Source organism: Sorangium sp. So ce204 (assembly GCF_051526795.1).
Classification (GTDB): Bacteria; Myxococcota_A; Polyangia; order Polyangiales; family Polyangiaceae; genus Sorangium; species Sorangium cellulosum_B.
In genome coordinates this window covers 876882-896039 of record NZ_CP150317.1, presented here as the reverse complement: position 1 = coordinate 896039, position 19158 = coordinate 876882, and the positions used below count along the sequence as shown (strand labels likewise).

15 protein-coding genes are annotated in these 19158 nt (G+C 74.4%); 7 read left to right on the top strand and 8 right to left on the bottom strand.

Annotated features, from left to right (window positions below):
* The first annotated feature begins 28 nt into the window (after positions 1-28).
* From WMF22_RS03320 to WMF22_RS03305, 4 genes are all read left to right on the top strand, one after another.
* Positions 29-874 (top strand): ribokinase, encoded by an 846-nt coding sequence (locus WMF22_RS03320; protein ID WP_437297679.1) that lies wholly within the window; start codon positions 29-31, stop codon positions 872-874.
* 73 nt (positions 875-947) lie between these two features.
* On the top strand, positions 948-2054 hold the full coding sequence (locus WMF22_RS03315; protein WP_438034813.1) for a hypothetical protein: 1107 nt from the start codon (positions 948-950) through the stop codon (positions 2052-2054).
* Positions 2055-2057: 3 nt separating this feature from the next.
* Complete coding sequence (locus WMF22_RS03310) at positions 2058-3149, top strand: retropepsin-like aspartic protease (protein WP_437297677.1); 1092 nt, start codon at positions 2058-2060, stop codon at positions 3147-3149.
* A 160-nt stretch (positions 3150-3309) separates the two neighbouring features.
* Complete coding sequence (locus WMF22_RS03305; RefSeq protein WP_437297676.1) at positions 3310-4767, top strand: cyclic nucleotide-binding domain-containing protein; 1458 nt, start codon at positions 3310-3312, stop codon at positions 4765-4767.
* Between the two features lie 7 nt (positions 4768-4774).
* Here the strand turns inward: WMF22_RS03305 and WMF22_RS03300 are convergent, their stop codons facing one another.
* From WMF22_RS03300 to WMF22_RS03280, 5 genes are all read right to left on the bottom strand, one after another.
* Entirely contained in the window at positions 4775-5344 is a 570-nt protein-coding gene (locus tag WMF22_RS03300; protein WP_193790775.1) for a hypothetical protein, read from the bottom strand.
* Positions 5345-5489: 145 nt separating this feature from the next.
* Positions 5490-7625 (bottom strand): ATP-binding protein, encoded by a 2136-nt coding sequence (locus WMF22_RS03295; RefSeq protein WP_438034812.1) that lies wholly within the window; start codon positions 7623-7625, stop codon positions 5490-5492.
* A gap of 87 nt (positions 7626-7712) precedes the next feature.
* Entirely contained in the window at positions 7713-8801 is a 1089-nt protein-coding gene (locus WMF22_RS03290; RefSeq protein ID WP_437297674.1) for a MaoC family dehydratase, read from the bottom strand.
* A 56-nt stretch (positions 8802-8857) separates the two neighbouring features.
* The gene (locus WMF22_RS03285; protein WP_437297673.1) at positions 8858-10624 is read right to left on the bottom strand and encodes an acyl-CoA dehydrogenase family protein; all 1767 of its coding nucleotides are present in this window, start codon (positions 10622-10624) and stop codon (positions 8858-8860) included.
* A 463-nt stretch (positions 10625-11087) separates the two neighbouring features.
* A complete protein-coding gene (locus WMF22_RS03280) occupies positions 11088-11999 on the bottom strand; it encodes a polyprenyl synthetase family protein (protein ID WP_437297672.1) in 912 nt (303 codons plus the stop codon).
* 98 nt (positions 12000-12097) lie between these two features.
* Between WMF22_RS03280 and crtD the strand changes: the two genes are divergently transcribed.
* From crtD to WMF22_RS03265, 3 genes are read left to right on the top strand one after another with little or no spacing between them, the layout of a single operon-like run.
* Positions 12098-13669: a 1-hydroxycarotenoid 3,4-desaturase CrtD gene (gene crtD, locus WMF22_RS03275; protein WP_438034811.1), complete on the top strand. Its 1572-nt coding sequence runs from the start codon at positions 12098-12100 to the stop codon at positions 13667-13669.
* Complete coding sequence (locus tag WMF22_RS03270; RefSeq protein ID WP_437297670.1) at positions 13666-14550, top strand: carotenoid 1,2-hydratase; 885 nt, start codon at positions 13666-13668, stop codon at positions 14548-14550. The genes crtD and WMF22_RS03270 overlap by 4 nt, the downstream gene beginning before the upstream one ends.
* Positions 14547-15038, top strand: a complete 492-nt coding sequence (locus tag WMF22_RS03265) for a beta-carotene hydroxylase (protein WP_437297669.1) — start codon at positions 14547-14549, stop codon at positions 15036-15038. Before WMF22_RS03270 ends, WMF22_RS03265 begins: the two co-directional genes overlap by 4 nt.
* 4 nt (positions 15039-15042) lie before the next feature.
* Here WMF22_RS03265 and WMF22_RS03260 read toward each other — a convergent pair whose 3' ends face one another.
* From WMF22_RS03260 to WMF22_RS03250, 3 genes are read right to left on the bottom strand one after another with little or no spacing between them, the layout of a single operon-like run.
* The gene (locus WMF22_RS03260) at positions 15043-16521 is read right to left on the bottom strand and encodes a lycopene cyclase (protein WP_438034810.1); all 1479 of its coding nucleotides are present in this window, start codon (positions 16519-16521) and stop codon (positions 15043-15045) included.
* A 31-nt stretch (positions 16522-16552) separates the two neighbouring features.
* The gene (locus WMF22_RS03255) at positions 16553-17509 is read right to left on the bottom strand and encodes a phytoene/squalene synthase family protein (RefSeq protein WP_437297667.1); all 957 of its coding nucleotides are present in this window, start codon (positions 17507-17509) and stop codon (positions 16553-16555) included.
* Positions 17490-19106 carry a phytoene desaturase gene (locus tag WMF22_RS03250; RefSeq protein ID WP_438034809.1) on the bottom strand — a complete coding sequence of 539 codons (1617 nt, stop codon included), beginning with the start codon at positions 19104-19106 and terminating at the stop codon, positions 17490-17492. Before WMF22_RS03250 ends, WMF22_RS03255 begins: the two co-directional genes overlap by 20 nt.
* Positions 19107-19158 lie beyond the last annotated feature (52 nt).

The window sequence follows — 19158 nt, the reverse complement described above, 5'->3', positions numbered from 1 at the left end:
GCCGCCTCGTTCGTGGTATGCGGCGGTGATGGGATTGCTCGCGATCTGCGGCTCGATCACCGCCGATCTCATCGGCTACGGCCCGCGGCTGCCGCGCCCCGGCGAGTCGGTGCTGGGCCGCCGCTTCCTCGTCGCGCCGGGCGGCAAGGGCGCGAACCAGGCGGTCGCGGCGGCGCGCTCCGGCGCGCGCGTGCGGCTCGCGGGCGCGCGCGGCGACGACGCGCACGGCGAGCTCTGCGCGGCCGCGCTCGCCGCCGACGGGGTGGAGCTCTCCGCCGTGGCGGTCCACCGCGGCGCGACGACGGGCGTGGCCCTGATCTGCGTCGACGAGGCCGGAGAGAACCAGATCCTCGCGATCCCCGGCGCCAACGCGCTCGTCACGCCGCCCTCGCCGTGCGGGGCCTCGGTCTGGCTCTGCCAGGGCGAGATCCCGGCCGCGGCGATCGACGGCGTGCTCGCGGCAGCGCGGGCCGACGGCGCGCTGTCGATCTGCAATCCGTCGCCCGTCAACGCCATCGATCCCGAGCTCGTCGGCCGGTTCGACCTTGTTATCGTCAACGAGATCGAGCACGAGGCGCTGCGCGGTCACCTGCCGGAGCGCGTGGTGCTCACGCGGGGCGCGCGCGGCGCGGTGCTGCTGCCGTCGGGCGAGGAGCTCCCCGCCCTGCCGGCCCGCGCTGTCGACACGACGGGCGCCGGGGACGCCCTCACGGGCGTGCTCGCCGGCGGGCTCGCCTCCGGGATGGCGATCGAGGCCACACTCCGGTTCGCGATCGCGGCGGCGGGCATCTCGGTCGAGCGCGAGGGGTGTCAGACATCGTATCCGACGCGCGCCGAGGTGGAGCGCCGCCTCCAGCGCTCCACGGCTCCGTGACGGCCTCTCCTCCCGGTGTCACAGGGCACCTCGCCCCTCACGCCCCTCGCGGTGAGCGCCGCGCCTCCGGGACATGACGCTGCACCTCGCCTGCAAGGGCGGCTATCCTGGCGGCATGACGAACCTTCGCGGGCCTGCGATAGCAGCGCTCGTCAGCCTCTCGGCCTGCAGCGTCCAGGAGCGCAACTTCGCGGGCGCGGGCGGGTCGGGCGGCGGTGATGGCGCCGGGACGACCGAACATTCCAGCGCGAGCGCCGGCACGAGCGCGAGCGCCGGCACGAGCGCGGCGACCGGCTGCACGCAGGTCGAGGACTGCTTCAACGGCGGCGACGACGACTGCGACGACGCCGTCGACTGCGCGGACTCCGACTGCGCGGAGGGCGCGATCTGCCTGGCGGCCCCCACGAACTTCGAGCTCGGCGTCGTCGTGGACGCGACTGAGCCGTGCCCTGACGGGTTCACCGCGAAGGAGACGCTCCTCTTCCGCGGCCTCTCCGGCAGCGGCTGCGAGGGCTGCGGGTGCACGCCGAACCCCACCGACTGCGCGGCGGATCTCTACCTCTACGCCGACGAGTCGCAGTGCGAGGCCGACGAGGCCGGGACGCGCGGCACGCTCGCGAAGCGGGTCGGGTTCACGTGCGACGAGAAGCCGATCAACAACGGGTTCGTCGACTGGGGCGGCGTGCGCGCGGGCCTCTTCGACGTGATCCAGAGCTGCACCGCGACCGGCACGGCGATCCCCGCGCCGGCGACGTGGAAGGAGTCCAGGAAGTTCTGCCACGCGAGCGCCGGCGCGGGCTGCAGCGCCGGCGAGGCCTGCGTCCCGAGGCAGGCCTCGCCGACGACGCAATGCGCGCTCGTGTCCGGCAGCGCCACCTGCAGCGGCTATGCGCGGCGCGAGAGCGACTGGTTCCGGGGGTACAACGACACCCGGACGTGCTCGTCGTGCGCGTGCACCGCGAGCGGCGGCGACTGCAACTACGTGCGCGTCGAGCTCGGCAACGACTACAGCTGCTTCGATCACGCCCAGATCTCGCAGGGCGGGCGGTACTGCGGGTACGCCTACTCGCCCCCGGCCCACCTCGTCGGCAGGCCGACGAGCTCCACCTGCACCGCGCGCACGAACCTCAGCGGCTCGCTGGATCCCACGGGGCAGTCGACGCTCTGCTGCGTCGAGTAGCGGATGCTCGTGCCGCGCGCTCGCAGGCAGCTCCTCGCCGCGCTCTCGGCCGCCGCCGCGGCCGGCGCGCTCTCGGCCGCCGCCGCGGCCGGCGCGCTCGCGGTGGCCGGCTGCGCCGAGCCCGCCGCGGTCCGCGCCGCGCCGGCCTCGCCGCGCAGCGCGGCGTCGACAGGCGCTGGCGCTGGCGGCGCGCCCTCGCCCCCGGGCCCCCCTGCGGCGGGCGCGGGTCCGGCGGCGCCGGCGGCGGGCCCCGCGCGCCGGGCCAGCCTCCAGTACCACCTCGACGATCGCGCGTTCCCCTCGCCGCTCATCGACGCCGTCGTGGCGGGCCATCCGGCCGTGCTGATCGTCGATACCGGCGCCTCCCACCACGTCCTCGCCCGCTGGCTCGCCGACGAGCTCGCGCTGCCCCTCTCGACCGCGGGCGACGTCGCCGTCGACCACGCGGGCAGGCCCCTCGCGGTGTCCCGCCTCGAGGACGCGAGCCTCGCGCTCTCCGGGTGGGGCCGGGTCGAGGTCTCCGCGCTGCTCGTCGTCCGCATGCCCGACGTCCTGCAGCGCATCGGCATCGGCGGCGTCGTCGCGCCTCAGGAGCTGGCGGGGCCGGGCCGCGCCGTCGTGCTCGACCTGCGCGAGGGCCGGATGACCGAAGCGCCGCGCGACGAGGCCGCGCGCGCGCTCCGGGCGCGGTTCGGCGAGGGCTCCATCGTGGAGCTCGCCCGCTGCGGCGGCCCGAACCAGGGCAGCGAGCTCACCGCCAGGGCGAGCGTCGAGGGGATCGACGTCACGCTGAAGATCGATTCGGGGGCGTCGCAGAGCTCGCTCTTCGCCGTCTCCCCCGCCGGCAAGCGGCTGTCGCGCCGGGCGACCGGCGGCAGGAGCGCCTACGCCGCCTCAGGCAGGCACACCGTTCCCGTCCTTTCGGGCGCTCGCCTCCGGATGGCGGGGTTCGACGCCGCCGCGGAGTTCGATCTTCTGCCCGGAGAGCGGCGGGCGACCTGTCCGTCGGACGGATTTGCCGGCATGGATGTGCTCCGCAGCTGTGTGCTGGTGCTCGCCGAGGACGGCGGCCTCGCGGCCTGCGCCCCGCGGTGACCCGGTGAAGGACCGCGCGACGCGCGGACCGCCATGCCTCAGCGGAGGCGTGATGCGTCGTGGTAGAAGGGGCGCACGCGTGGACGCCTCTGTCGCCGCGGCGAGAGGAGAGATCCGTTCCTCCGCGAGCCCGGGGCGCCCGCGGCGCTCGGGAGGCATCATGACGACAGGTTTCGAGTTCTTGACCCAGGACGACGAGCGGCTGCTGCTGGAGAAGTCGAGCTGCGTCACCTACCGACCGGGCGAACAGATCCTCGAGGAGGGCTCGCGAAGGCAGGGCATCTTCATCGTGCGCAGCGGCCTTGTCGGGGTCGAGGTCGCCCACCTCGGGCGCGGCGTGGCCCTCCGCCAGCTCGGCCCCGGCGCCATCTTCGGCGAGATGTCGTTCCTCGAGAGCGCCGCCGCGAGCGCCTCCGTCGTCGCCCGCGAGGAGTGCACCCTCGACGTCATCGAGGGCCCGTATGTGCACTCGCTCCTCGCCTCCGTCCCCGGGCTCGCGGCGCGCTTCTACCAGTCGCTCGCGATCATGCTCGCCCAGCGCCTCCGCGAGAACACCGCGATGCTCCCGCCGCTCCTCGTCGAGGACGTGCCGCAGGTCAACCGCTTTCACGCCGCGAGGACGGGCCAGGCCGGCACCAACAACATCCCTCCGAAGCTCATCGACACGGTCGAACAGTTCAAGTTCGAGATGATGATCGCCGACAGGATGGTGAAGGAGGCCAAGCAGCCCGAGGCGGAGATCCAGGAGAAGGTGAGCGCCGCGTGCCAGACGATCGTGTCCGCGCTGCGCGAGCACATCGAGCGCGAGCGCCACCTCGAGAAGGGCATCGGCGCCTATGTCTTCCGCGAGACGTTCTCGCTCTTCATGCTGAGCCGCACCGTCGACCGGTGCTACACGAAGCCGCGCGGCTACGCGGGCGACTTCTACACCATCGAGATGATGTACAACGACGAGCCCGCGGGCGACGGCCGCCTCGGCCGCTTCATCGACCAGTGGGGGCTCGCCATCGACGCCTGCCGCGCCGTCAAGAACCGGAGAGGCGTGCTGAGCCGCGCGATCCGGGACGCCTGCAGCGGGCACGCGTCCGGCCCGGTCCACATCACCAGCCTCGCGAGCGGCCCCGCCCGGGAGCTGTTCGACCTCTTCGCGGAGGGGGGCGAGCTGCCCGACATCAAGGCGACGTGCATCGATATCGACAACCAGGCCCTCGCCTACGCGGCCGGCATCGCCGACCAGCTCGGCGTCATGGACCGGTTCAGCTTCGCGCAGGACAACGTGGTTCGGCTGGCCCACGGCCGCGGCAGGACGGTCCTCAAGCCCCAGCACATGATCTACAGCATCGGGCTCACGGACTATCTCCGCGACGATCTGGTCGTGGCCCTCCTCAATTGCATGCACGACAAGCTCCTGCCCGGGGGCGTCGCGGTCGTGGGCAATTTCGGGGTGAACAACCCGAGCAAGGCGTTCATGGACCACGTCCTCGAGTGGGAGCTGATCCACCGCAGCACCGACGATATCAGGACCCTGTTCGCCCGGTCGAAGTTCGGGAGCACCCCCGTCGAGGTGGTCGCCGAAGAGGCGCAGGTGAACCTGTTCGCCTTCTGCACCAAGTGGTGACCGCCGCTCAGCGGAGCCAGCGCACTTCGTACTCGCACGTGGGGTGTCCCTCGAAACGGCACTTCGTGTGGAGGCTCTGGCCCCCTCGCGCGCCCGAGAGCCGGAGCGCGTTCTCCTGCCACGCCGGCACCGCGTCTCTGCAGATCTGGCGCCCCGGGTCGGACTGCGGGTCGACCCCCAGGTAAAGTATCAGCCGGAAGAACCGCTCTCCCTCGGCGAGGGGCGCGAGCCGACCGCCGTTGAAGTACATGCCCCACATCACGCCGGCCTGCCGCATGACGAGCGCGGGCGTGCCCAGCTTGAGCAGCACCTTGTGCGCGAGCGTCAGGTCCTGCTCGGCCACGTAGGCCGCGAGATCGCGGATGACGCCGGACCGGTTGGGCCACCGCGAGATCTCGTCCGCGATCGCGTTCCAGACCGAGATGGGATACCAGCTGTGCGCCGCGAGATCGGGCGCCGTGAAGACCGCCCGCGCGGCGGCGGGCAGCTTGGCGTCGAGGGCGGACATGGCCTGGCTCCCCCACCGCGTCTGCAGGTAGGTCCTCGTGTGCATGAGCGCCGACCCCCGGATCTTCATCGCCAAAGCCGCCCGTCCAGGATAGATGCACCCGGCCGGTGGGGGCCAGCGCGGCGCGCAGCGGGCCGCCGCGCACGCGCGCGCACACGCCGGCGATCGCGCGCGAAGGCGCCGGGAGCCCGCCCCCCGCGGCGCACGAGCGCGCTCACTGAAGGCGCTCGGCGGTCGGAGCCGGCGGCGGGGCGCCGCCGGAGCCCTTCGCCCGTCGCGCCTGCGCTGACGCGTCGAGCACGGCGCGCACCGCCTTCGCGAGCTGCGTCGGCGTGTACGGCTTGGCGAGGAAGTGGGCGACCCCGTCGAGCAGATCGGTCTGGAGGAGGGCGTCCTCCGTGTAACCCGACGCGTAGAGCACGGGCAGCGGGGCGCGCGCGCGGGCGAGCATCGCCGAGAGCGCGGGGCCGCGCGCGTCCGGCAGGACCACATCGCTCACGAGCAGGTGGATCGGGCCTGGGTAGGCGGCCGCGAGCGCGATCGCCTCCTTGCCGCTCCGCGCCGCGAGGACCGAGTAGCCGAAGGAGCGCAGCGCGGTGACGCAGAGCTCGCGCACCTGCGCCTCGTCCTCCACGACGAGCACGGTCTCCACGCCCCCGACGGCGGCCGCGGTCGCCCTCGCGGGCTGCTCGCTGGGCACGCCGCGCACGCGCGGGAAGCAGATCGTGAAGCGCGTGCCCTGGCCGGGGGCGCTGGCGAACCCGATGTGGCCGCCGTGCTGCTTCACGATGCCGTGGCACGTCGCGAGCCCGAGGCCCGACCCCTTGCCCGGCTCCTTGGTCGTGAAGAACGGCTCGAACACGTACTTCTGGACGGCGTCATCGATGCCCTGCCCGGTGTCCGTGACCGTGAGCTCCACGTAGTCGCCGGGCTCGATCTCCGGCCCCCACCCCCCGTCGCCCGCGCCGAGCGCCCTGTTCGCCGTCTCGATCACGAGGCGGCCCCCGCCGGGCATCGCGTCGCGCGCGTTCACGGCCAGGTTCATGAGCAGCTGCTCGAACTGCCCTCGATCGATGTGGATGGGCCAGATCTGGCTCCCCGGCAGCACGACGAGCTCCACGTCCTCGCCCACGAGCGGGCGGAGGAGCGGCTCGACCCCGAAGATCAGCGCGTTCGGGTCGACCACGGTCGGCTGGATCAGCTGCTTGCGCGCGAAGGCGAGCAGCTGCCGCGTGAGCGCCGCGGCCCGCTCCGCGGCGGTGCCGATCTGCGTGAGGTGCTCGACGACGGGCGACGCCGCCGGCACCTTGCGCACCGCGAGCTCCCTGTGCCCGAAGATCGCGGTGAGCATGTTGTTGAAGTCGTGCGCGACCCCGCCGGCGAGGCGCCCGATCGCCTCGAGCTTCTGGCTGTGCAGGAGCTGCTCCTCGAGGCGCCGGCGCTCGGTGATGTCGAGGCTCGTGCCGACCAGCCCGGTGATCGTCCCGGCGTCGTCCGTGACCAGCTGCGCCGCCATCTGCACGTGGCGCAGCTCCCCGCTGGACGGGCGCACGACGCGGCACTCGACGGGGCTCGCGATGCCGAGCGGCGACGCGGTCTCCGCGCCGCCGAAGACCCGGTGGCGATCCTCGGGGTGGATGAGGCCCGCGAAGAGCTCGAACGTCGGGCGCACCGAGGGATCGACGCCGAGGATGTGGTAGAGCTCCTCGGACCAGCGGATCGTCCGCGACGCGATGTCGTAGGACCAGCTGCCCACGTGGGCGATGCGCTGCGCCTCCTTCAGCATGCGCTCGCTGCGGCGGAGCTCCTTCTCGGCGTGGCGGCGCTCGGTGAGGTCGACGACCGCGCCGAAGAAGCGCGACGGCGGCCCCGTCCCCTCGACGAGGGGCAGGCTGCTCAGCAGGCACTCCCGCACGGTTCCATCCCGGTGGCGCACGCGGAACGCGATCGCGCCCGACCCCTCGCCCGTCTCGTTCGCCAGCAGCAGGAGGGCTTGCAGCCGCTCCCGGTCGTCGGGGTGGACGGCCTCGAGGAAGGTCTCCGTCGAGGGCGTATCCGTCTCGGGATCGCGGCCCAGGATCCGGAAGAGCTGCCGCGACCAGATGATGCTGCTCTGGCCGAGCTCCCAGAGCCAGTTGCCCATCTGCGCCGCCTCCTCGCCCTCGTCGAGCCGCCGCCGCGCCTCCTCGACGAGGGCGGAGCCCCTCGCGCTGCTCGGGTCTCTGGCCGGCGCGTCCGCGCCTCGCGCGGCGGCGCTCCGACCTGGCGCGCGGGCGTGGGCCAGCTCCCGCTCCAGCTCGGCGACGCGCGCGCGGAGCGCGTCCAGCTCACGGCTCCCAGCGGTGCTCATGGCCGTCCCGTTCCTCGCTGGGGCAGAGCGGTGCTCATGGCCGCCCATTGTATGCCGCAGGCGGCCCGCCGGGGACCGTTTGTCACGCTAGCTCCGCCGGCGCAGGAGCAGCGTTCGCGTGATCTCCACGACCTTTTCCTTCACCCTGCCCTCGGCCTTGCCGAGCTCGGGCGTGAACAGGTCGGCGCCCTGCGCGATCAGGGCGCGCGTCGGCGTGTTCTTCACGCCGACGATCCGGAAGGTGACGCTCCCGGCGCCGCTCTTGGCCTCTTCCCTGGCGATCACCTTCGACGCGGCGAACAGCGTGTCGCCCGCGAGCACGCCGCTCGGGTGCGCCCCCTCGTCGAGGCCGAGGTCCCAGACGCCGCACCCGGCCGTGTCGCGGCTCGAGAGCGCGAGCACCCAGGACAGCACGAGCCCCCCGTGGACGACCCGCGTCTTCGCGAAGGAGCTCGACCTGGAGTACTGCTCGTCCACGTGCAGCGGGTGGGAGTTGCGCAGGAGGGTCGCGAGCTGCATGTGCTCGCTGTCCCCGATGGTCCTGCCGACCTCGTGGGTGATCACGTCGCCGACCTCGAAGTCGTCCCACGCGCAGGCGAAGCCGCCCTGGCGCGCCGGCGGCGGCAGCGGGCGGTCGAGCTCCTCCGGCAGGCGCGCCGGCTGCGCGTCCGGCTGCGCGACAGCGTGCGGCGCGTCCGCGGGGCGCTCCGCGACGCGGCCAGGGGGCACGAGCGCCTTGCGCTCGAACGAGCAGACGAGCAGCCCGTCCTGGTTCACCACCTGGGTCCTGACGTGCACGACGCCCTTGTCCCCCGTCGAGACCGGCTTCTTGCCGATGACCAGCGAGCTCGCGCGCAGCGTGTCCCCCGGATAACAGGCCGCCGGGAACCGGACGTCGGTGTACGCGAGGTGCGCGATCGCCTGCTCGCTCACGTCGTGCACGCTGAAGGAGATCCCGAGGTTGAGCAGCAAGAGCGGGCTGACCGGCCTGTCCCTGAGCCCCACCGACCGGGCCGCGACGCGGCTGGCGTAGGTCGGGATCGCGTCCTGGAACGAGGCCGCGAAGAGCGCGAGCATCCCCTCGTCCACGGTGACGTCCCAGGGGTGGGCATACACCGCGCCGACCGTGAAATCGTCGAGCTTGCGGCCGTAGCGAGGAGAGCGGACGCGGACCATCGGTCCGCGCGATCATGGCACAGGCGCGCTCGGTTGACGACGACGGCGCGCGCGCCTCAGGGCAGCGGCCCCTCGAGCAGGGCGCGCGCGATGCCCTGCGCGAGCACCTCGTGCGGGCCCAGCTGGAAGAAGAGGCTGCGGGCGTCCAGCAGGAGCCTCGCCGCGGTCGAGCTCTCCGCGTAGCCGCTCGCCCCGTGGATCTGCATGCAGGCGTCGGCCGCGTCCCAGGCCACGCGGCTGGAGAAGAGCTTCGCCATCGCCGACGTGAGCTCGCACGGCTGCCCCGTGTCCGCCACGTGCGCCGCGGCGCGCGTGAGCTGCCGCGCGGCGGCGACGCGCGCGATGAGCCCTCCGAGCCGGTGCGCCACGCGCGGGAAGGAGATGAGCTGCGACCCGAACTGCACGCGCGTCTTCGCCCGCTCGAGCGCGAGCTCCAGCGCGGCCTGCGCCACGCCCACGCCGCACGCGGCCGCGTAGGTGCGGCCGGTCACGAGCGCCCGCTGGATCTGGGCGATCCCCTCGCCCTCGCGCTCGCCGAGCAGGGCCTCGCGGCCGATCTGGAGCCCCTCGATCCGGAGCTCGTAGTGCCCCATGCCGCGCTGCCCGAGCGCCCGCAGCTCGGTCCCGGCGATCCCGGCGTCCGGGAAGTCGGCGCCCGGCGCGCCGCGCCGCTTCGCGATGACGAAGAGGCTCGGCCCGAGCGGCAGCTGCCCCTGTCCTCCCGGCGTCGTCGTCCTCGCGAGGGTGAGCACCAGGTCGGCGCGGGACGCGCCGGTGACCCACGCCTTCTTTCCGATGAGGAGGTAGCTGCCGTCGGCTTGGCGCTCGGCGCGCGTGACGACGCGCGCGAGGTCCGACCCGTACGCCGGCTCCGCGAACGCGAGGGCGCAGCGCGCCTCGCCGTTCGCGATGCGCGAGAGCCAGGTCCGGCGCTGCAGGTCCGTGCCGGATCGGGCGAGCAGCTCCGACGCGATGGAGGCCGTCATGGTGAGCACGCCGAAGCCGAGCGAGCCGCGCGCGAGCTCCTCGATGGCGGTCGCCATGGCGGCCACGCCGAGCCCGTCGCCCCCGTGCTCGGGCGCGGTGGCGAGCCGGAACACCCCGAACTGCCCCATGCGGCGGACGATCGACTCGGGGATGAGCCCGTTGCGGCGGTGGATCTCGGGGGCGAGCGGCTCGACGAGGCGCTCGACGAAGTCGCGCATGTTGTGCCGGATCCAGCCGATGCGCTCGTCCTCCGCGCCGGCGCTGGCGGGGAGGCCCTGCTCGGCGGCCGCGCGCGCGATCGAGGCGACGGCGACGCCGGAGCCCGCGTCGCGCGCCCACGCCGCGACCGCCGGGTGGCCGATCGCCTTGGCGACCTCGTCGTCGCGGAGCTCGAGATCGCCGAGCGGCGCGACCTCCCCGCCGCCCAGATCGACGCCGCCGCGCAGCGACAGGAGCAGCGCCCCCGCGTGCGCCTCGGCGACGGCCCTGGCCTCCCCGCCCGCCTCGCAGGCCCAGCTCGCGAGCGAGCGGCAGGCCTCGATCTCCGCGTAGAGGTGGGCGAGCGCGTGGGCGGCGACCTGGTGTCGATCGAGCAGCATCCGCGACACGTGCAGCGGCACGGCGGCGCCCGCCCGGACGAAGCTCGCGCTCCTCGGCGCGCCCCGGAGGGCGGTGCCCACCGCGCTCCCGACGTCCACCACCCGGTCGCGGAGGCGCCCGCGCGCGACGCGCGCCAGCTGCTCGGCGGAGGTGATCGCCTCGCGCATCCCCCCGGGACTGTCGGCCTCGAGCTTTCGAGAAACGATCGTGGCGTGTTGCTCCCGAATCGCCCTCATCCCCCGATCCCCCCGCTCGCGGCCCATGCCCCACGTCACGCTTCACCGGACGCAGGACACAGCGCCTAACCACCGCGCCACAGCCACGCTCCCCGCGGCAGACGCGGAAAGGCCCGCCGAGGATGCCACCCCAAACCGCGTTCGTCGAGCCTGGGCGCAGCCCCACTATCGCGAGGCGACAGCGCATTAAGGTCCTCCCTGATCTGCTCAACGTCGGGTCACGTCGGTTCGCGTCGGCTTCACGCGGCTTCACGCGGCTTCACGCCGGGTTCACGTCAGTCCACGTCAGTCCACGTCAGCTTCACGTCAGTCCACGTCGGCTTCACGTCAGTCCACGTCAGCTTCACGCGTTCCGTCCCGCGACGCGCAAACAACCCAGCTCCACGCCAGATCATCAGTCTCAGACGTCCCGAGTGCCCCCGGCGGCCGCCCCTCTCGGACGTACGTCAGGCCGCCCGAGCCGTTACATGGAGCTCACGGTCGGAAGCGCCGCCGATGGCCCCCTGCAGACCCGGAGGAGCCTGTCCCCCAGCTCGACGGCCCACGACCGCACGTCGTCCGCCCGCGGGCACTGCGGCACCGCCTCGACCGCGTCCTGGATGAGCCGCTGCAGCAGCCGGGTCGTGCCGGAGAGCCCGAGCTCCAGCGCCGTGTTCGGGCGCCCGAGCGCCCCGTCGCGCCCCGCCGGCTTGCCCATGTCCTCCGGCTTCCCGACCAGATCGAGCACGTCGTCCGCGACCTGGTACGCCTCGCCGATGCGCTGCCCGAGATCGCCCCAGGCGGCCCCGTCCTGGCCAGCGGAGAGCGCGCCGAGGGTCGCCGCCGCCTCGAAGAGCGCGCCTGTCTTCGCGCGCCGGTAGGCCGAGAGCGGGACCTTCGCCTCCGACTCCCACGCCTGCCCGGCGATGATCCCCTGCGGCATCCCGACGCCGCCCCCGAGCACCTCGAAGAACCGGACCGCCCTGCGCGCGTCGGTCACGCCGCTCGCCATCGCGTGGAAGGCGCCGCGCGCGAGCGCCTCGAAGGCGAGCACGATGAGCTGATCGCCGGCGAGCACCGCGATCGGCTCGCCGAAGGCCCGGTGGACAGACGGCCGGCCGCGCCGGATCGGCGCGTCGTCGAAGCAGGGGAGGTCGTCGTGGACCAGCGACGCGCAGTGGATGAGCTCCACCGCCGCCGCCGCCGCGTCGGCGGCCTCCGGCGCGGGATCGCCGTACGCCGAGGCGACGGCCAGGCAGAGCCGCGGCCGGACGCGGGCGCCTCCAGGGAAGACGGCGTGCTGCGTCGCGGCCAGGAGCCCGGGCGGCGACGCGGGCGAGGAGAGCGGCTCGATGGCGGCGAGGAGGACGCGCTCGATCCGGCGATCGAAATCCATGGGCAGCGAGTCTTGGCGAGCCTCAGGGGCTTGTCAATAGTTTGAACGTTAGTTAAACAAAGTATAGACAAACCACCCCCGACGCGTACACTCCGACCATGGCGGACAGGAGAGATCGCGTCGTGGTGATCGGCGGGGGTGTCGGCGGTCTGACCTCGGCCGCGCTCCTGGCTTCGAGCGGGCTCGACGTGGTGCTACTCGAGCGGGCGCCGCGCGTCGGCGGAAAGATGCGCGAGGTGGTCCTCGGGGACCGCCGCGTCGACGTCGGCCCGACGGCGCTCACGATGCGGTGGGTCTTCGACGAGATCTTCGCGTCGCTCGGGCTCCGCTTCGGGGACCACGTGCCGCTCCGCCGGGCCGAGACGCTCGCGCGCCACGCCTGGCCGGACGGCTCGACGCTCGACCTCTTCGCCGACGCCGAGCGCGCCGCGGACGCGATCGGCGCGCTCGCGGGGGCGCGGGAGGCGGACGGGTACCGCCGGTTCTGCCGGTACGCGCGCGAGATCTTCGACGTGGTGGAGGCGCCGTTCCTGCGCGCGGAGCGGCCCACGCTCAAGACGATCCTGAGCACGGCGAGCAACCTGGGCCTCGGCGGGATGAGGAAGATCGACGGGCACCGCACCCTCCACCGCGCGCTCGGCGACTTCTTCACGGACGCGCGCCTCCTGCAGCTGTTCGGGCGCTACGCGACCTACTGCGGCTCGTCGCCGTACCTCGCGCCAGCGACGCTGAGCGTCATCGCGCACGTGGAGCGCGAGGGCCTCTGGCTCCCCGAGGGCGGCATGGGCCGCGTCGCCGAGGCGCTCGCCGCGGCGGCGGCCCGCGCCGGGGCGACGCTGCGCTGCGGCGCGCACGTCGCCGCCATCGAGGAGGGCCGCGGCCGCGCGACGGGCGTCGTGCTCGAGGGCGGCGAGCGCATCGAGGCCGACGCCATCGTGCTGAACGCCGACCCGGCGGCGCTGCGGGCCGGCCTGTTCGGCGAGCGCGCCGCCCGCAAGGCGCCGGGGAGCGAGCCGCGGTCGCTCTCGGCCGTCACCTGGGCGCTCGTGGCCGAGGCGAGCGGCTTCCCCCTCCTCCGGCACAACGTCTTCTTCTCCGGCGACTACGAGGCCGAGTTCCGCGCGCTGTTCGACCGCGCCGAGCTCCCGCGCGACGCCACGGTCTACGTCTGCGCCGAGGACCGCGGCGACGCGCCGGCGCGCGAGCCCGGCGGGGTCGGGGCGAGCGCAGGCGCCAACGGAGGCGGAGAGCGGCTGTTCTTCATCCTCAATGCCCCTGCGACCGGTGATAAACACACCCCCTCATCCACGGAGATCCACGAATGGGAGCAGCGCGTGTTCCAGCAACTGCAGCGGTTCGGCCTCTCGCTGAAGAGCACGGGCGCCTCCCCGGTGGCGACGACGCCGGCGGACTTCGAGCGGATGTTCCCGGCGACGGGAGGCGCGCTGTACGGGCCGGTGTCCCACGGGTGGAGCTCGACCTTCGCGCGCCCGGCCTCGCGCTCGAAGCTCCCGGGCCTGTACTTCGCCGGCGGGAGCGCGCACCCGGGGGCGGGCGTGCCGATGGCGGCGCTGAGCGGCCAGCTCGCGGCGCGGAGCGTGATGGAGGACCTCGCTTCGACCTCGAGATCCCGAGCGGCGGCTATGCCTGGTGGTACCTGGACGCGGTGAGCGACGACGGGCGGAGCGCGATCACGATCATCGCGATGCTCGGGAGCGTCTTCTCGCCGTACTACGCCAGGGCGCGATCGCGCGGCGCCGCGGACCCGCTCATGCACTGCGCGATGAACGTCGCGCTGTACGGCGCGCGCGCCGATCGCTGGGCGCTGACCGAGCGGCCGCGGGGCGCGGTCTCCAGGTCGCCGCGGTCGCTCGCCATCGGACCGAGCCTGATGGAGTGGTCCGGCGGTGAGCTCCGCGTCTCCTTCGACGAGATCACGGCGCCTCTGCCCTCCCGGCTCTCGGGGACGGTGCGCCTCCGCCCGTCCGCGCCCGGGCCCGCGGCGGACGGCGCGCGCGATGGCGTCGCCCTGGACGGGCGGGGGCTCCACCGCTGGACGCCCATCGCGCCGATCGCGCGGGCCGAGGTCGAGCTCGCGCACCCCTCGCTGCGCTTCTCCGGCAGCGCCTACCTCGACACGAACGCAGGCGACGAGCCGCTCGACCACGCCTTCGAGCGCTGGACCTGGTCGCGCGCGCTCGGCTCGGACGGCATCGCCCTCACCTACGACGTCCGGCGCCGCGACGGCACGCGCATGCTCCTCTCGCCCGCGTTCGACGCGGCGGGCGGCGCGCGCGAGCTCCCGCCGCTCGCCCCGCGGCCGCTCGGCGACACGCGCTGGGGCATGGCGCGGGAGATCGCCGCCGATCCGGGGTCCGCGCCGCGGCTCCTCCGCACCCTCGAGGACACGCCGTTCTACGCGCGCTCCCTCGCGGCCGCGACGTTCGGCGGCAAGCCGGCGACGGTCGTCCACGAGGCCCTCTCGCTCGATCGCTTCGCCAGCCCCTGGGTGCAGCTCCTCCTGCCGTTCCGCATGAGGAGGGCGCGATGACGCCCGCGATCTGGATCGGCACGGCGCTCGCCGCCTTCGCGATCATGGAGGTGTGGGCCGCGCTCCTCCACGGCAAGGTCTGGCACCACGCGCTCTGGCGCATCCACCGCTCCCACCACACGAAGCGGCGCGGCGCCTTCGAGCAGAACGACGCGCTCGCGTTCCTCCACGCCCCGATCGCCGCCGGGCTCATCATCTACGGCTGCGAGGGCGCGCCGGGGCCGCTGCGCGAGGCCGCGTTCGGCTTCGGCCTCGGCATGACCGCCTTCGGCCTGGCCTACGTCCTGGTCCACGACGGCCTCGTCCACGGGCGGCTCCCTGTCTCGGGCCTCGCGCGCGTCCCGTACCTCGCGCGCGTCCGCGACGCGCACCGCGTCCACCACGGCACCGGCGGCCCGCCGTACGGCCTGTTCCTCGGGCCCCTCGTCCTCGCGCGGCGCGCCGCCGCGGGCGGCCGCGCCCAGCGCTCCGCGCAGCGGGCGCGGTAGCCTTTCAGCGGGCGCGGTAGAGCTCCCGCGCGAGCCCCGCCCCCCAGCGGCCGATGGCCCGGAGCGGCAGCGCGCTCACGACCTCGCGGTACACCTCGGGCCGCCGCGCCGCCGTCTCCCGCAAGAACCTCACGAAATCGGCCGGCTGCATCTCGTCGCGCAGCAGCGCCGCGTACGCGTCGTTGCCCATCGCGTGGAGCACGGCGAAGGCCGTGTCGAGGAGCGCGTTCATCTCCCCTGCCCTCGCCCCGCCGGCGGGCTTCGCCATGAGGGCCGCGAGCGCGCCGGTGCCCGAGTGCACAGGCGCGTCGCGCGCCGTGGCCGACGTATGGCGCGCGCCCGGCTCCCGGACCGCCCGCGCCAGATCGGCGGCCGTCGCCGCGAGCTCGCGCACGTTCGCGCCGAAGCCGCAGAACGTCAGCGGCGAGTGCCGCGCCGCCGCGTCCCCCACGAGCCGCACCCGGCGCCCCGGCGCGCGCGGCGCGGCCGACAGCCGCGACCAGCCGGGGATGAAGCCGAACGTCGGGCGGACGAGGCGCGCGTCGCCCTCCTTGTAGCGCGAGAGGAGCCGGAAGAACCGCGCGTAGAGCGACAGGAGCGCGCCGGGCCCGACGTCCCCGGAGCGCGCGTAATAGAAGAGGTAGACCGTCGTCTCGCCCGGCCGCCCCGGGAACGCCTCCCAGAGGTGCTGCCTGCCCTCCTCGACGTCCTCCGTTGTGGCGAGGATCTCGCCGACGTCCGGCCGGATCCGCCGCTCCCCGTCGCCCTCCGAGAGCCCCGCGAGCACGCCGCCGACGGTCGGGCAGAGGAGGTCCGCTGTCGCGTAGGGGCTCGCCGCGCCGCGCGCGTCGACGAGGAGCCGCGCGGACAGCGCGCGCGGCGCGGCGCCCGGCTGCGCCTCGGCCACGGCGAGCGCGACAGCGTCCGGCCCCTCCGCGTACCCGAGGAGCGCGTGCCCGTCGAGCAGCGTCACCCCCAGCGCCTCGGCCCGGGCCCGCGCCGCGGCGAGCAGCCCCCCCGCGTCGATGGCGTGGTCGAGCACGCCGCGCACCGGGTACGTCCCGCCGCCGTGCCAGCGGCAGAGCCCCTCGACGTAGCGGGCGATGACGAGCCGCTCGATCTCGTCCCTCGTGAAGATCCCCGACGCCGACAGCGCGGCCACCTCGGCCGTCCCGGCGTTCCACTCCCGGTGCGCGGCGCCGATCCGCGCCCGGTCGAGCACCGCGACGCGCAGCCCGGCCGACGCGAGCAGCGGCGCGAGCAGGAGCGACAGCCCGCCGCCCGCGATGACCACGTCGTAATCGGCGGTCGCGCCCCGATCCGGTGGCCGCGGCGAGGGTCCCGGCCGAGGCGCCGGTGCGGCCCGGACCGCGTCGAGGTGCTCGAGGCGCGCGAGCAGCGCCTCGCCGCCCGCCTCGCGCACGCGCCCCCGCGCCGCGTCGATCTCCCGCGCGGCTGAGCCCGGCGCGCCGCCGCCGCTCATCGCGCCGCCTCCAGAGCGCGTGTCGCGCCGCTCATCGCGCCGCCTCCAGGAGGAAGCGGACCTCGTCGAGCGGCGGCGCCGCGCCGTGCTCCCGGGCCTCCGCGGGCGCGACGGACCTGCGGAGCAGCGCCCGCAGCACGAGCCACGCCTTGCGGCCCGGCGACACCACGGCGCGCGTCGACACCGAGTCGAAGCCGCGGCGCGCGATGACCCGCCCGATGTCGGCGTAGATGAGCCGCGCCGCCTGGATCGCGGGGCGGCAGTCGCGCGGCAGCATCGGGATGCCGGCGCCCGCGCGGAGGTAGAGCACCTCCGCCTCGGCGAGCAGCCGCGCCACGAGCCGCCCCAGCCGGTCGTCGAACACCGGCCGCGCGAGCCACCCGTCCGGCGCGATCCCGGCCTCCCGCATCCAGGCGAGCGGCAGGTAGATCCGCCCGCGCCGCGCGTCCTCACCCACGTCGCGCGCGATGTTCGTGAGCTGCATGGCGACGCCCAGGTCGCACGCCCGCGCGAGCGCGTCGGGCCCCCGCGCCCCCATGAGCGTCGACATCGTCGCGCCCACGGTGCCCGCGACGCGCGCCGCGTAGGCGTTCAGGTCCGAGAGCGTCTCGTAGCGGCGCCCCTCCGCGTCCCACGCGAACCCCTCGAGCAGCGCCTCGATGAACGCGCGCGGCAGCCCGTGCTCCGCCATCACGTGGGCGAGCGCGCGATCGACAGGGCTGTCGTCCGGCCTGCCCGCCGCGGCGCGCGCGAGCCGCTCCCGCAGCGCCGCGACGGCGGCCGCGGCCGCGGACGGCGGCGCGTGCTCCCCGAGCTCGTCGACCGCGTCGTCGGCGACCCTGCAAAACGCGTAGAACGCCGCCGCCGGCTCCCTCACGCGCGCGGGCAGGAGCAGCGCCGCCGCGGCGAAGCTCTTCGACCCCTTGCGCAAGAGGTCCCTGCACGCGGCGAAGTCCGCCGCCGACGCCTCAGGCGAGCTTCGATGCATCCGGGACCACCCGATCCAGCACGCGGGCCGACGAGAGCACCCCGGGCAGACCGGCGCCCGGGTGCGTGCCGGCCCCGACGAGGTAGAGGCGCTCGACGTCCTCGCTCGCGTTGTGGGGCCGGAAGAAGGCGCTCTGCGCGAGCACGGGCTCCGGCCCGAACGCCGCGCCCCGGAACGACAGCAGCCGGTCCTGGAAGTCCTGCGGCGTGAGGAGCCGCGAGCTCGCGAGCGCGCCCTCGAGCCCCGGCAGGAGCGTCGCCTCGAGCAGCGCCGCGATGGAGCGCCGGTACCGCTCCTGGACCCTCGGCCAGTCGGTGCCGCTGAGCAGGTTCGGCACCGGGGACAGCACGTAGAACGCGTCGCATCCGGGCGGGGCGAGGGCCGGATCGGTCGCGGTCGGGCGGTGCAGGTACAGGCTGAAGTCGTCGGCGAGCACGTGCTTCTCGAAGATGTCCTCGAGCAGCGGCCTGTACCGCGGGCCGAGGAGGATCGTGTGGTGAGCGACGTCCGGGTACTGCCGGCGCGTGCCGAAGTACCACACGAAGAGGCTCATCGAGTAGCGCTGCCGCTCGATGCGCCGGTCGGTCCAGCGCTTCCGCGCCTCGGGGGGCACGAGGTGCCGGTAGGTCCACGCCGAGTCCGCGTTCGAGACGACGACGTCGGCGGCGAGCCGCTCCCCCGACGCGAGCTCCACGCCCCGGGCGCGGCCGCCCTCCACGGAGATGCGCCGCACCTCGGCGCCGCACCGCACCGAGCCGCCGAGGCCCTCGATGAGCGACACGAGCCCGTTCACCAGCGCGCCCGTGCCACCGATCGGGAAGTGGACGCCCCAGTTGCGCTCGAGGAACGCGATCAGGCTGTAGATCGAGGTCGTCGAGAACGGGTTCCCGCCCACGAGCAGCGGGTGGAAGCTCAGCACCTGGCGCAGGCGGTCGTCCTTCACGTGCTTCGCGACGAGGCCGTACACCGTGCGGTAGCTCTCGAGCCGCACCATGTCCGGCACGATGCGCGCCATGTCCGTCCACGACCCGAACGGCACGTGCGCGAGCTCCTCGAACCCGACGCGGAAGATCGCCTCGCTCCGCCGGACGAAGCGCTCGTACCCCTCGACGTCCCCGGGCGAGAGGCGCGCGACCTCGGCGCGCATCGCGGCGGCGTCGCCCGTGTAGTCGAACGTCGCGCCGTCGTGGAACCGGATCCGGTAGAACGGCGCCACGGGCCGCATGTCGATGTCGTCGGCCATCTTCCGGCCGCAGAGCTGCCAGAGCTCTTCCAGGAGGAACGGCGCCGTGATGACGGTCGGCCCCGCGTCGAAGGTGAACCCATCCTGGCGGTGGACGTACGCGCGCCCGCCCGGCTGGTCGAGCTTCTCGACCACCGTGACGTCGTAGCCCCGCACCCCGAGCCGCACGGCCGCCGCGAGGCCCCCGAAGCCGCTGCCGATCACGACGGCGCGCGGCGCGCGCGCTCCACGGAGGACGCGGCCCGCGAGCGCCGCGCGCGCCGCTCGCGGGGGAGCGGCCACCTCGTCGCCCGGCGAGGCGTCAGGCCTCGCCGGATGCGCCGGATCCTGCGCCGAAGCGCTGGTGTTTTGCATGACGCGCAGTATAATGTTTGTCCTAGCCTTTGACAAAGGCGAATGGCACAGG

Excerpts from the sequence above, each read along its gene's own strand:
- WMF22_RS03280 (WP_437297672.1), bottom strand. The coding sequence starts at position 11,999 with ATGGATTTCGATCGCCGGATCGAGCGCGTCCTCCTCGCCGCCATCGAG.
- WMF22_RS03320 (WP_437297679.1), top strand. The coding sequence starts at position 29 with ATGGGATTGCTCGCGATCTGCGGCTCGATCACCGCCGATCTCATCGGC.
- WMF22_RS03295 (WP_438034812.1), bottom strand. The coding sequence starts at position 7,625 with ATGAGCACCGCTGGGAGCCGTGAGCTGGACGCGCTCCGCGCGCGCGTC.
- WMF22_RS03310 (WP_437297677.1), top strand. The coding sequence starts at position 2,058 with ATGCTCGTGCCGCGCGCTCGCAGGCAGCTCCTCGCCGCGCTCTCGGCC.
- WMF22_RS03305 (WP_437297676.1), top strand. The coding sequence starts at position 3,310 with ATGACGACAGGTTTCGAGTTCTTGACCCAGGACGACGAGCGGCTGCTG.
- WMF22_RS03300 (WP_193790775.1), bottom strand. The coding sequence starts at position 5,344 with ATGAAGATCCGGGGGTCGGCGCTCATGCACACGAGGACCTACCTGCAG.
- crtD (WP_438034811.1), top strand. The coding sequence starts at position 12,098 with ATGGCGGACAGGAGAGATCGCGTCGTGGTGATCGGCGGGGGTGTCGGC.
- WMF22_RS03285 (WP_437297673.1), bottom strand. The coding sequence starts at position 10,624 with ATGAGGGCGATTCGGGAGCAACACGCCACGATCGTTTCTCGAAAGCTC.
- WMF22_RS03315 (WP_438034813.1), top strand. The coding sequence starts at position 948 with ATGACGCTGCACCTCGCCTGCAAGGGCGGCTATCCTGGCGGCATGACG.
- WMF22_RS03250 (WP_438034809.1), bottom strand. The coding sequence starts at position 19,106 with ATGCAAAACACCAGCGCTTCGGCGCAGGATCCGGCGCATCCGGCGAGG.
- WMF22_RS03260 (WP_438034810.1), bottom strand. The coding sequence starts at position 16,521 with ATGAGCGGCGGCGGCGCGCCGGGCTCAGCCGCGCGGGAGATCGACGCG.
- WMF22_RS03265 (WP_437297669.1), top strand. The coding sequence starts at position 14,547 with ATGACGCCCGCGATCTGGATCGGCACGGCGCTCGCCGCCTTCGCGATC.
- WMF22_RS03255 (WP_437297667.1), bottom strand. The coding sequence starts at position 17,509 with ATGCATCGAAGCTCGCCTGAGGCGTCGGCGGCGGACTTCGCCGCGTGC.
- WMF22_RS03290 (WP_437297674.1), bottom strand. The coding sequence starts at position 8,801 with ATGGTCCGCGTCCGCTCTCCTCGCTACGGCCGCAAGCTCGACGATTTC.